This window comes from Micromonospora sp. DSM 43699, assembly GCF_055517075.1.
In genome coordinates this window covers 1-11,894 of record NZ_JBTMMT010000114.1, presented here as the reverse complement: position 1 = coordinate 11,894, position 11,894 = coordinate 1, and the positions used below count along the sequence as shown (strand labels likewise).

Below are 11,894 nucleotides of genomic sequence, written 5' to 3'. Positions count from 1 at the left end.
AGGGGGTGGTGGGGGGTAGGGGGGCGGTGAGGTAGCGGTGGATGGTGGGGCCGAGGGTGGCGGCCAGGGTGTCGGGGGTCGCGGAGGCGACCGGTTCCAGCCGGATCACGTAGCGCATCATGGCCAGGCCGATCATCTGGGTGGCCACCAGGGCGCCGCGCAGCGGCAGCTCCGCCGGGGGCAGGTCGAGGTGGTCGAGCACCCGGCGTAGCACCTGGGTGACCAGGAACTCGCGCATCAGCCGGGCGGTCCACTCGTTGCCGGTCGCCGACCGGAGCAGGGCCACCGCCGCCGCCCCGGCCGGCGAGTCCCACACCCCGAGGAACGTGCGGACCAGTCGTTGCCCGATCTCGTCCGGGTCGCCGGCCAGCACGGCGGGCAGCAGCGCGGCCGGGTCGACCGGGATGTCGACGGTGGCCCGGAACAGCTCCTCCTTGCTGCCGAAGTAATGGTGCACCAGGGCCGGGTCGACCCCGGCGGCGGTGGCGATCTGCCGGATCGAGGTGGCGTCGAAGCCGCGCTCGGCGAATGCCGACCGGGCGGCGGCGAGGATCGCCTCCCGGGTGTCGGGGTTGCCGGGGCGGCGGCCGGTCCGGCGGGGCATCGGGCTCAACCGCTGCGCCGGCGCAGGGTCGCCGCCGCCAGCACCAGGGCCACCAGCGCCGCGCCGGCCACGATCGCGAGGTCCCGCCACATCAGGCCGGTCGGTTCGGGGTGCGCGCCGACCTCCTGGAGCGCCTCCACCGCGTACGACAGGGGCAGCGCGTCGCTGACCGCCTGGAGCCAGCCGGCCATCTGCCCGCGCGGCACGAAGAGCCCGCACAGCAGCAGTTGCGGGGCGACCACCACCGGCATGAACTGCACCGCCTGGAACTCGGTACGGGCGAAGGCGCTGCAGAACAGCCCCAGCGCGACGGCCAGCACCGCGTTCACGGCGGCGATTCCGACCACCAACCCGGCGGATCCGGCAGTGGTCAACCCGAGCAGCTGGTACGCCACCGCGGCGGCGACTGTCGACTGCACCACCCCGGCCAGCCCGAATGCGATGCCGTAACCGAAGAGCAGGTCGAGCTTGCCCAGCGGGGTGGTGAGCAGTCGTTCCAACGTCCCGCTGGTGCGCTCACGCAGCATCGCGATACTGGTCACCAGGAACATGATGATGAACGGGAAGAAGCCCAGCATCACCAGGGCGACCCGGTCGAAGGGGGCCGGCTGGCCGGGCGGGGCGGGCTGGTCGTCGTACATGTAGTAGACCAGGGTGAGCAGCACCGTGGGCACCACCACCAGCAGCGCCACCGTACGCCTGTCGTGCCGCAGTTGGCGCAGGATGCGCCAGGTGGTGGCGGCCAGGATCGTCGGGTTCACGCCGCCGCCTCCCCGGTGGTCGACGGGCCGGCCTCGCCGGCCCGGATCAGCCGCAGGAACGCCTCCTCCAGGTCGTCCACCCCGGTGGCGGCGCGGACGGCGTCCGGGGTGTCGTCGGCGATCAGCCGGCCGTGGCGGATCAGCAGCAGCCGGTCGCAGCGGGCCGCCTCGTCCATCACGTGGCTGGACACCAGCAGGGTGGTCCCGGCGGCCGCCAGGGCGTGGAACCGGGCCCACAGGTCGGCCCGCAGCACCGGGTCCTGCCCGACCGTGGGCTCGTCCAGGACGACCAGTTCCGGCTCGCCGACCAGCGCGCAGGCCAACGAGGCGCGGCTGCGTTGCCCGCCGGAGAGGGTGCCGACCAGTTGCCCGGCGGCGGCGGCCAGGCCGACGTCGGTGACCGCCCGGTCTGCGTCGGCGGCGGTACGCCCCTGGAGGGCGGCGAAGTACCTGGCGTTCTCCCGGACGGTCAGGTCGGCGTAGACGCTGGGCGCCTGGGTCAGGTAGCCGACCCGGTGGCGCAGCTCGGCCGCGCCGGCCGGACGACCCAGCACGGTGACCGTGCCCGAGCTGACGGTCTGCACCCCGACCACGGCCCGCATCAGGGTGGTCTTGCCGCTGCCGCTCGGGCCGAGCAGCCCGGTGACCGCGCCGCGCGGCACCGCGCAGCCGATGCCGTCCAGCACCCGTCGTCGACCCCGGTCGACCACCAGGTCACGGACGGCGATGGCGTCGTCCATCGCACCTCCTCGGTAATTCATCACCTGTTGAACTCAACGATAGATGAATTACCCGGTGCTTCGCAACGACCTGTCACCGGGTGCCCCCGGGGCGCGGCGGTCCCCGACACGCCCGGGTCTGGAAGTCGGGCACCAGCCTTCGGATCGGGCGTCAGCCTTCGGACCAGGGCACTAGCCTTCGGATCGGGCGTCAGCCTCCGGACCGGACAGGTGGTCCGCCTTCGGGCATTGCGCCCCGATCGGGCCTGCGGCACGATGGCGCGGTGGATCACGCTCCGTTGCCGGAGGCCGCCTTCCTGGCCGACTGGACCGACCGGTTGCGCGCGTCCGCCGAGCGCCCGGTGGTCGGAATCCTGCTGCGCGGCAGCCACGCCCGGGGGGCCGCCACCGTGTGCAGCGACGTCGATCTCGACGTCCTGGTCGCCGCGATCGCCCCGCCCACCCCGCCGTACGACGTCCGGCTCGCCTACCTGGCCGAGGCCGACGGGCGGATCGTGCACGTCTCGGTGGCCGCCCGGGACGTCCGCTCCTGGGTCGACCGGCTCGGCGAGCCGGCCGACTGGGCGTTCGGCTTGCCGGTGACCACCCCGGCCCGACTGCTCTGGGCCGACCCGACCTGGCGCCGGCGGATCGACCTGCCGGTGCTCTGCCAGCCCGCCGACCAGCCCCGCCTGGAGGAACTGGTCGCCACCCTCGGCAAGGTGGCCGGGGCCTGCGCCGGTGACGACCCGCTCGGCGTCCGGCTGGCCGCCGCCGACCTGGCCCGGCTCTGCCCGAGCGTGCTGCGCCCGGCCAACCCCGGTGTCCGGGTGGCGTCCCGGCGGACCGCCTTCGCCGCCGCCCTGGACCTGCCGGTCGCGCCGCCGGGTTACCGCGACGACATGTTGCTCTGCCTGGGGGTACGCCCCGGTCTGACCGTCGAGGTCGCCGCCGCCGCGGCCCGCCTGGTGACCGGGGTGCTCCCGCTGGTCCGCCCGTACGCCGACCGGATCGCCGAGACGGCCGGCGCGGACCTCGCCCTGGCCCTGCTCGACGGCCGGTTGGACAGGTACGTCGCCCAGTTGTCCCGGGCGGTCGGGGACGGGGCGCAGGTGCCCGCGCCGCGTGCGGGACAATCGGTAACTGTGCCCGTACCTGACTCTGCTTCCAGCGACGGCGGACCCGCCGGCGCGGTCCGCCCGTCCCGTCTCGATCCGGCCGTCGCCGCCCGGCTGCGCCGCACCCCGGACGGCCTGGTCGCCGCGGTCGTGCGCCAGCACGACACCGGCGAGGTGCTGATGGTCGCCTGGATGGACGACGAGGCGCTGCACCGCACCCTCACCACCGGCCGGGCCACCTACTGGTCGCGCAGCCGCCAGGAGTACTGGGTCAAGGGGGCCACCTCCGGCCACCACCAGTACGTCCGCTCGGTGGCGCTGGACTGCGACGGCGACGCGCTGCTGGTCGGCGTGGACCAGGTCGGCGCGGCCTGCCACACCGGCGAGCGCACCTGCTTCTTCACCGAACTCCCGGTCACCACCCAGGGGGCCCGCTCATGACCGACGGTGCGCTCAGCCCGGATCTGCCGGCGTTCGTCGAGGCGGCGGCCCGGTGGCGGGTGGTGCCGGTGACCCGGCGGTTGCTTGCCGACGCGGAGACCCCGGTGGGGGTCTACCGCAAGCTGGCCGGCGGGCCGGGCACCTTCCTGCTGGAGTCCGCCGAGCAGGGTGTCGGCTCGGCCGGGATGGCCTGGTCGCGGTACTCGTTCATCGGGGTGCGCAGCAGCGCCACCCTGGTCGAGCGGGACGGTGTCGCGACGTGGACCGGCACCCCGCCGGCCGGCGTGCCGGTCTCCGGCGACCCGGTGCACGTGCTGCGGGAGACCGTCGCGGCGCTCGCCGGTGGCACCCCGGACCCGGCCGCCGGGCTGCCGCCGCTGACCGGCGGCATGGTGGGCTACCTGGGGTACGACCTGATCCGCCGGTTCGAGCGGCTGCCCGAGCTGACCGAGGACGACCTCGGAGTGCCGGAGCTGGGCATGATGCTCGCCACCGACCTGGTGGTGCTCGACCACTACGACGGCTCGGCGATCCTGGTCGCCAACGCGGTGCTGCCGCCGCTGGACGACCCGGACCGGGCGGCCCGGGTCACCGCCACCTACCACCACGCGGTGGGTCGGCTCGACGCGATGACCACCGCTCTGTCCCGACCGATTCCGCCCATGATCTCGACGGTGGGCCGACCGCCGGCCGGCGACGTGGTCAGCCGGACCGCCGAGGGTGGCTACCCGAAGGCGGTCGAGGCGGCGAAGGAGGCGATCCGGGCCGGCGAGTGCTTCCAGATCGTGCTGGCCCAGCGGTTCGAGCGGGTCACCGACGCCGACCCGCTGGACGTCTACCGGGTGCTGCGGACCACCAACCCGAGCCCCTACATGTACCTGCTGCGCTTCGACGGGTTCGACATCGTGGGCTCGTCCCCGGAGGCGCACCTCAAGGTCAACACCGACACCGACGGGCAGCGGCGGGCGATGCTGCACCCGATCGCCGGCACCCGGCCGCGCGGGGCCACCCCGGTCGCCGACGCCCGGCTCGCCACCGAGCTGCTGGCCGACCCGAAGGAGCGGGCCGAGCACGTGATGCTCGTCGACCTGGGCCGCAACGACCTGGGTCGGGTGTGCCGACCGGGCACCGTCCAGGTGCCGGAGTTCGCCACCATCGAGCGGTACAGCCACGTGATGCACATCGTCTCCACTGTGGTGGGCACCCTGCGCGACGACCGGACGGCCTTCGACGCGCTGGCCGCCACCTTCCCGGCCGGCACGCTGTCCGGGGCGCCGAAGGTCCGGGCCATGGAGATCATCGAGGAGTTGGAACCGGTCCGCCGGGGGCTCTACGGCGGCACCGTCGGCTATTTCGGGTTCGGCGGCGACCTCGACATGGCGATCGCGATCCGTACCGCGCTGATCCGCGACGGCCGGGCGTACGTGCAGGCCGGGGCGGGGGTGGTGGCCGATTCCGATCCGGCCGCCGAGGACCAGGAGACCCGGAACAAGGCTGCCGCCGTGTTGGCCGCCATCGCCGCCGCCGAGACCCTGCGGCCGGCCCGGTGAGCAGCACCGGGACCACCGCGACGACGGCCACCGACGGTGCGTCGACCGGGCGGCGCGAGCTGACGTACGCGGTGCTGCTCTGTCTGGTGGGCGCGGGCCTGGCCTGCTGGGCGGCGACCCGCACCTGGTCGGTGGAGGTGCTCGCCCGGGGCGCGTTGCCGCCGTCGCGGCAGGGCCGCTCCGGGGCGGACCTGCTGCCCTGGCTCTCCGCGTTGGCGCTTGTCGCGCTGGCCGGTGGGGGTGCGGTGCTGGCCACCCGGGGGCGGATCCGTCGGCTGCTGGGTGGCCTGGTCACCCTGCTCGGTCTGGCGGTGGCCCTCGGCGGCGGCTACGGGCTGGTCGCCGACCTGGGTGCCGAGGCCCACCGGCAGTGGCCCGCGCTCTGTCTGCTCGGGGGGCTGGTGGCGGTCGGCGGCGGGCTGCTCACCGCGCGGCGCGGCGGGCGCTGGCCGGCGATGGGTGCCCGCTACGAGCGGACGGTCCGCGCCGGCACGCCGGACCGGCCCGACGGGCGGCCGGCCGCCGACCGGGGCAACCGGGAGGCGTGGGACGCGCTCGACCGGGGTGAGGATCCGACGGTCAGCTGACCGGCTGCGCCGCGCGGGCCGGTTGCCGCCGGTCCCGGGCGGTGTGCCGGGCCTGGGTCACCTGCCGGGCCGCGGCCCGGGTGGCGGCCAGTTCGGCGACCAGCCGGTCCAGTTCGGCGCGCTGGTCGGCGCGGGCCCGGTCGGCGCAGACCGCCTCCCAGGCGTTGCCCCGGGCGGTCCGCACCCGGCCCTCGCCCGCCACGACACGTTCGAGGGTGTGCACCACCTCGACCGCCAGCGAGGCGACGGTCCGGGAGATGGTGGTGAGTCCGATGCCGGCGTTCGGCTCCGCAGTGCTCATGGTCACCCCGCACGATGAGATCCGATGATGGGCAGGCGCGTCGTCGAGTCTGCCCGAAACCGATGCTGCCGGGTTGACGTTTCGCCCGGGTGACGGGCAGGTCAACGGCCCCCACCAGCGCCGCAGGGTCGTCCTTGACCTTGGTCACAGGTCGCCGGGACCGGGCCGAGCTGCGCGGTGGACCGGATCGTGATCTCATATCGTATGGGCATCGATCGATGGTCCGGAGGACTCCTGAGGACGGATGTCGATGACACCGACCGGCAGGTCCGGTGGCGCTGCGTGACATTCCGTTCACCGGAGGTCCGGCATCATGCCACAGCCCATCTCGTGAGGAGCGCCATACCCCCGGCGCATGTCGCCAGGTGGCGCCCCCTAGCATCGGCCCATGACACCCGGAGAGGGGAGTCCGTTGGTGACTGCTGAGCATGCGCACGCGGAGGGGGACGGGGCCGGTTCGGCGGCGTCCGGAAGCGTGCTCGACGAGATCCTGGCCGGCGTCCGCGAGGACGTGGCGCGACGGCAGGAGCAGCTTCCGCTGGAGCGGCTGCGCGAGCTGGCCGCCGCCGCGCCGCCGCCGTTGGACGCCTATGCGGCCCTGCGTAAACCCGGGGTGGCGGTGATCGCCGAGGTGAAGCGCTCGTCGCCGAGCCGGGGCCGGCTCGCCGAGATCGCCGATCCGGCCGAGCTGGCCGGTGAGTACGCCTCCGGCGGTGCCCGCGCGATCAGCGTGCTGACCGAGGGCCGTTGGTTCGGCGGCTCGCTCGACGATCTGGCCGCGGTCCGTGCCGCCGTCAAGGTGCCGGTCCTGCGCAAGGACTTCGTGGTCTCCAGCTACCAGGTGCACGAGGCCCGGGCGCACGGGGCCGACCTGGTGCTGCTGATCGTCGCCGCGCTGGAGCAGAACGCCCTCGTCGGTCTGCTGGAGCGGATCGAGTCGCTCGGCATGTGCGCGCTTGTCGAGGTGCACACCGAGGAGGAGGCCGACCGGGCCCTGGAGGCCGGCGCGCAGGTGATCGGGGTCAACGCCCGTGACCTGCGTACCCTTCAGGTCGACCGGTCGGTGTTCGAGCGGATCGCCCCCGGCCTGCCGAGCAGCGTCGTCAAGATCGCCGAGTCCGGCGTGCGGGGCCCGCACGACCTGATCCGGTACGCCTCGGCCGGCGCCGACGCCGTCCTGGTGGGCGAGGGCCTGGTCACCCAGAAGAGCCCCCGTGAGGCGGTCGCCGAGCTGGTCAACGCCGGGAACCACCCGGCGACGCCCCGCCCGGCACGCTGACCCGACGGGCAGATCTGCGCAGCGAGAGGACATCGCGATGAGCGAACGCGAGCGATTCGTCACCGGCGACGCGACGGGGCGTCAGGTCACCGGCGACGCGACCGGGCGTCGGAGCGCGACCGGTCGGGGAGCGGCGGCATGAGCGCCGACGTGTCCACGCCGGGGCGGTTCCCCGACTCCGCCGGTCACTTCGGCCGGTTCGGTGGCCGCTTCGTCCCCGAGGCGCTCGTCGCCGCGCTCGACGAGCTGGACGCCGCGTACCGCAAGGCGATGACCGACGAGGAGTTCCGCGCCGAGTTCGACGCCCTGCTGCGGGACTACGCCGGCACCCCCTCGCTGCTGTACTCCGCCGAGCGGTTCTCTGCCAAGATCGGCGCCCGGGTGCTGCTCAAGCGGGAGGACCTCAACCACACCGGCGCGCACAAGGTGCGCAACGTGCTGGGCCAGGCGCTGCTCACCCGGCGGATGGGCAAGCGGCGGGTGATCGCCGAGACCGGCGCCGGCCAGCACGGCGTGGCCACCGCCACCGCCGCCGCCCTGTTCGACCTCGAGTGCGTGGTCTACATGGGCGAGGTGGACACCGAGCGGCAGGCGCTCAACGTGGCCCGGATGCGGATGCTCGGCGCCACCGTCGTCCCGGTGACCACCGGCTCGCGCACCCTCAAGGACGCGATGAACGAGGCGATGCGGGACTGGGTCGCCAACGTCGACGACACCCACTACCTGATCGGCACCGCCGCCGGCCCGCACCCGTTCCCGGAGATGGTCCGGGACTTCGTGCGCGGCATCGGCGACGAGGCCCGTCAGCAGTGCCTCGACCTGACCGGCGGGCTGCCCGACGCGGTGCTGGCCTGCGTCGGCGGCGGCTCCAACGCGCTGGGCATCTTCCACGCCTTCGTCCCCGACACCGGGGTGCGGCTGTACGGCTTCGAGGCCGGCGGCGAGGGTGTGGAGACCGGCCGGCACGCGGCCAGCATCACCGGCGGTAGTGCCGGGGTGCTGCACGGCACCCGCACGTACGTGCTCCAGAACGCCGACGGCCAGACCATCGAGTCGCACTCCATCTCGGCCGGGCTGGACTACCCAGGGGTCGGCCCGGAGCACGCCTGGCTGCACGACAGCGGCCGGGCGAACTACCTGCCGGTGACCGACCGGGAGGCGATGGCCGCGTTCGAGCTGCTCTGCCGTACCGAGGGGATCATCCCGGCGATCGAGAGCGCGCACGCGCTGGCCGGCGCGGTGACTGTCGCCCCGCGGCTCGCCGCCGAGCTGGGCCGCGAGCCGCTCCTGGTGGTCAACCTCTCCGGTCGCGGCGACAAGGACGTGCACACCGCCGGCGAGTACTTCGGCATCCTCGACAAGGAGCAGTGAGATCGTGAGCCGGATCGGGGTGGCCTTCGACAAGGCCCGTGCCGACGGGCGGGCCGTGCTGGTCGGCTGCATGCCGGCCGGGTTCCCCACCGTCGAGGGCAGCATCGCCGCGATGACCGCCATGGTCGAGGCCGGGGTGGACGTCATCGAGATGGAGATCCCCTACTCCGACCCGGTGATGGACGGCCCGGTGATCCAGAAGGCCAGCGACATCGCCCTGGCCGGCGGCGTCCGCACCGCCGACGCGCTGCGCATCGTCGAGGCGGTCGCGGCAGCCGGTGCGCCGGTGGTCACCATGACCTACTGGAACCCGATCGAGCAGTACGGGGTGGACGCCTTCGCCCGGGACCTGGCCGCCGCCGGGGGCACCGGCCTGATCACCCCCGACCTGATCCCCGAGGAGGCCGGCGAGTGGCTGGCCGCCTCCGAGGCGTACGGACTGGACCGGACGTTCCTGGTCTCCCCGTCGTCCACCGACGCCCGGTTGCGGATGACCGTGGAACACTGCCGGGGCTTCGTCTACGCCACCGCCATCATGGGGGTCACCGGCGCCCGGTCGCAGACCTCGGACGCCGCGCCGGTGCTGGTCTCCCGGCTGCGGGAGGTCACCGAGCTGCCCGTCGGGGTGGGGCTCGGGGTCGGCACGGGTGCGCAGGCGGCCACCGTCGCCGGGTACGCCGACGGGGTGATCGTGGGCAGCGCGCTGATCCGCTGCCTGCTGGACGCACCGGATCTCGACACCGGCCTGACCGCCCTGCGGGCGCTCTCCGCCGACCTCGCCGAGGGCGTCCGGGCGGGCGGGTCGCGGGTCTGACCGGACCGGGGTGCCACCGTGGGGCTGCGCAGCGGTAGCCTGTGCACCCGTGACCCTCGTCTCGATGACGCCCCTGGCGGCGCTGCCCAGCCCGACGACCGCCGTCTGGCAGCTCGGGCCGGTCCCCATCCGGGCGTACGCCCTCTGCATCGTGGCCGGCATCGTGCTCGCCTGCCTGGTGACCGACTACCGGCTCCGCCGGCGCGGCGTGGCCCCCGGCGCGGTGCTCGACATCGCGGTCTGGGCCGTCCCGACCGGCATCATCGGCGCCCGGATCTACCACGTGATCACCTCGCCCGAGAAGTACTTCGGCACCGGTGGCGACCCGTGGAAGGCGTTCGCCATCTGGGAGGGGGGTCTCGGTATCTGGGGCGCCGTCGCCGGTGGCGCGGTCGGCGCCTGGATCGCCGCCCGGCAGCTCGGCATCCCGCTGTCGGTGGTGGCCGACGCCCTGGCCCCGGGCCTGCCGCTGGCCCAGGCGGTGGGCCGGTTCGGCAACTGGTTCAACAACGAGCTGTACGGCGGCCGGACCAGCCTGCCGTGGGGCCTGGAGATCCACCGGATGGACCCGGACAATCCCGGGCACGCACTGCGCGACGACGCCAACCAACCCATCCTGGAGCCCGGCCTCTACCACCCGACGTTCGCCTACGAGGCGCTGTGGAACCTCGGCGTCGCCGGTCTGGTGTTCGCCGTTGACCGCCGGTTCAAGCTGGGCCGTGGCCGGGCCTTCGCGCTCTACGTGATGGGGTACACCGCCGGCCGGTTCTGGATCGAGCTGATGCGCAGCGACGAGGCGAACCGCATTCTCGGCGTACGCCTCAACGTGTGGACGGCCGGTCTGGTCTTCGTCGGCGCGTTGATCTACTTCCTGCGGGTCCGTGGCCCCCGCGACTATCTGATCCCGATCGACGCCCCGACGGCCCCGGCCCCGGTGACCGGTGGCGACGTCTCCCAGGTCGATCTGTCCCGGACCGGAAAGGGGTCCCCGACGGCCGCCGCCCCGGTGGGCTACCAGGTGGTCGACGAGGAACAGTTCACCGCGTACCGGGAGACCGGGGTGCGACCCGACGAACCCGCCGCCGACGACGTGCCGGCGACCGGCGACGAGGTCGCGCAGCCGGCCCCGGACGCCGCCGACCAGGCCCCGGCGACCGCCGACGCGGCCCCGGCGACCGGTGACCAGGCCCCGGCGACCGCCGACCAGGCCCCGGCGACCGGTGACCGGGCCGCAGGCCCCGGTGACCGACCCGCCGCCACCGACGACGGCACGCCCGCCGGGGCGGGCGGCAACCGGTCCGCCGACCGGGACAGCTGAGCGGGCGCGGCGTGCGCAGCGCGGTGGTGGTCGGCGCCGGGCTCGGCGGGCTGGCGGTGGCCGGCGCGCTGGCCCGCTCCGGATGGCAGGTCACCCTGCTGGAACGCGCCGACCGGGTGCGCCCGGAGCCCACCGCCGTGGTGCTCTGGCCCAACGGGGTACGCGCGTTGCAGGTGCTCGGCCTCGGTGCCGGCCTGGACGCCATCGCCACCCCGCTGCCCGACGGCGGCATCCGTCGCCCCGACGGTCACTGGCTGGTGCAGCCCCGACCCACCCCGGCCGACCGGATGCCGGTGGTGGTGCACCGGGAGGATCTGCACGACGCCCTGATCGCCGGCCTCGGTGACCGGGTCGAGCTGCGGACCGGGGTCGCGGTGGACGACGTCCGGGCGGATGCCGGCGAGCGGCCCGGGGTGGGGCTGGACGGGCAGTTCGTCGAGGCGGACCTGGTGGTCGCCGCCGACGGCACGGACAGCGTGCTGCGCCGTCAGCTCGCTCCCGAGGCCGCCGTGGTCAGCTCCGGCTGCGCCGCCTGGCGGGCGGTGATCCCCTGGTACCGGGCGCCCCTGCCGGCCGACCAGCCGGTCGGTGGCGAGGTGCTGGGTGCCGGCTACCGCTTCGTGGCCGCCTCACTCGGCGAGCGTGGTTCCTCCGGCGCGTCCCGCCGGGGTGGCATCTACTGGGTGGCCACCGCCGCCGGAGCTCCCCGACCGGAGCCGGCAGAGACCCAGCTCACCCTGCTCAAACGCTGGTACGACGGTTGGCCCGCGCCGATCGGGGAGCTGTTGGCGGCCACCGATCCCGCCGACCTGGTGCAGCAGGAGGTCCGCGAACTGCGCCCGCTGCCCCGGTCGTACGGCTTCCCGGCCGGGCCGGGCGGGGTGGTGCTGCTCGGTGACGCCGCCCTACGAGGTGCAGTTCCTCCTCGACGCCCCGCACGAGGCGGTGACCCGGATGCGCGCCGAACTGGCCACGCTTGGCGACTCGCTGGTGGTGGTCGGGGACGGCGGCTCACCCGCCGAGTCCACCAC

Annotated in this window: 12 protein-coding genes and 2 pseudogenes; 10 read left to right on the top strand and 4 right to left on the bottom strand. The window is 74.4% G+C overall.

The features are described from left to right. The 3 genes from AC0AIB_RS30285 to AC0AIB_RS30275 form a co-directional block, all read right to left on the bottom strand. Positions 1–604, bottom strand: a 604-nt coding sequence (locus tag AC0AIB_RS30285) for a TetR/AcrR family transcriptional regulator (RefSeq protein ID WP_328344461.1), incomplete at its 3' end; no start/stop codon positions are given. Between the two features lie 5 nt (positions 605–609). Further along, positions 610–1,365 (bottom strand): ABC transporter permease, encoded by a 756-nt coding sequence (locus AC0AIB_RS30280; RefSeq protein WP_328344463.1) that lies wholly within the window; start codon positions 1,363–1,365, stop codon positions 610–612. Further along, positions 1,362–2,105, bottom strand: a complete 744-nt coding sequence (locus tag AC0AIB_RS30275) for an ABC transporter ATP-binding protein (RefSeq protein ID WP_328344464.1) — start codon at positions 2,103–2,105, stop codon at positions 1,362–1,364. Before AC0AIB_RS30275 ends, AC0AIB_RS30280 begins: the two co-directional genes overlap by 4 nt. Before the next feature lie 80 nt (positions 2,106–2,185). Here AC0AIB_RS30275 and AC0AIB_RS30270 point away from each other — a divergent pair. The 4 genes and pseudogenes from AC0AIB_RS30270 to AC0AIB_RS30255 form a co-directional block, all read left to right on the top strand. After that, a pseudogene (locus AC0AIB_RS30270) lies at positions 2,186–3,058 on the top strand (hypothetical protein); the annotation flags it as partial. A 171-nt stretch (positions 3,059–3,229) separates the two neighbouring features. Continuing rightward, on the top strand, positions 3,230–3,643 hold the full coding sequence (gene hisI, locus AC0AIB_RS30265; RefSeq protein ID WP_328348721.1) for a phosphoribosyl-AMP cyclohydrolase: 414 nt from the start codon (positions 3,230–3,232) through the stop codon (positions 3,641–3,643). After that, positions 3,640–5,193: an anthranilate synthase component I gene (locus AC0AIB_RS30260; RefSeq protein ID WP_465097982.1), complete on the top strand. Its 1,554-nt coding sequence runs from the start codon at positions 3,640–3,642 to the stop codon at positions 5,191–5,193. The genes hisI and AC0AIB_RS30260 overlap by 4 nt, the downstream gene beginning before the upstream one ends. After that, a complete protein-coding gene (locus tag AC0AIB_RS30255; RefSeq protein ID WP_328344467.1) occupies positions 5,190–5,780 on the top strand; it encodes a Trp biosynthesis-associated membrane protein in 591 nt (196 codons plus the stop codon). Before AC0AIB_RS30260 ends, AC0AIB_RS30255 begins: the two co-directional genes overlap by 4 nt. On the opposite strand, the gene AC0AIB_RS30250 is transcribed toward AC0AIB_RS30255, so the two are convergent. Further along, entirely contained in the window at positions 5,773–6,081 is a 309-nt protein-coding gene (locus AC0AIB_RS30250; RefSeq protein ID WP_328344469.1) for a hypothetical protein, read from the bottom strand. The two genes, AC0AIB_RS30255 and AC0AIB_RS30250, sit on opposite strands and share 8 nt — an antisense overlap. A 475-nt stretch (positions 6,082–6,556) precedes the next feature. Between AC0AIB_RS30250 and trpC the strand changes: the two genes are divergently transcribed. From trpC to AC0AIB_RS30220, 6 genes and pseudogenes are all read left to right on the top strand, one after another. Beyond that, a complete protein-coding gene (gene trpC / locus AC0AIB_RS30245) occupies positions 6,557–7,360 on the top strand; it encodes an indole-3-glycerol phosphate synthase TrpC (RefSeq protein WP_328348722.1) in 804 nt (267 codons plus the stop codon). A gap of 138 nt (positions 7,361–7,498) precedes the next feature. Continuing rightward, complete coding sequence (gene trpB, locus AC0AIB_RS30240) at positions 7,499–8,731, top strand: tryptophan synthase subunit beta (protein ID WP_328344471.1); 1,233 nt, start codon at positions 7,499–7,501, stop codon at positions 8,729–8,731. 4 nt (positions 8,732–8,735) lie between these two features. Then, positions 8,736–9,545: a tryptophan synthase subunit alpha gene (trpA, locus tag AC0AIB_RS30235; RefSeq protein WP_328344473.1), complete on the top strand. Its 810-nt coding sequence runs from the start codon at positions 8,736–8,738 to the stop codon at positions 9,543–9,545. Between the two features lie 49 nt (positions 9,546–9,594). After that, positions 9,595–10,863: a prolipoprotein diacylglyceryl transferase gene (lgt, locus tag AC0AIB_RS30230; protein WP_465097981.1), complete on the top strand. Its 1,269-nt coding sequence runs from the start codon at positions 9,595–9,597 to the stop codon at positions 10,861–10,863. 11 nt (positions 10,864–10,874) lie between these two features. Further along, positions 10,875–11,789 (top strand): annotated as a pseudogene (locus tag AC0AIB_RS30225) (FAD-dependent oxidoreductase); the annotation flags it as partial. Beyond that, positions 11,758–11,894, top strand: a 137-nt coding sequence (locus tag AC0AIB_RS30220) for a hypothetical protein (RefSeq protein WP_465097983.1), incomplete at its 3' end; no start/stop codon positions are given. The pseudogene AC0AIB_RS30225 and the gene AC0AIB_RS30220, both read left to right, overlap by 32 nt.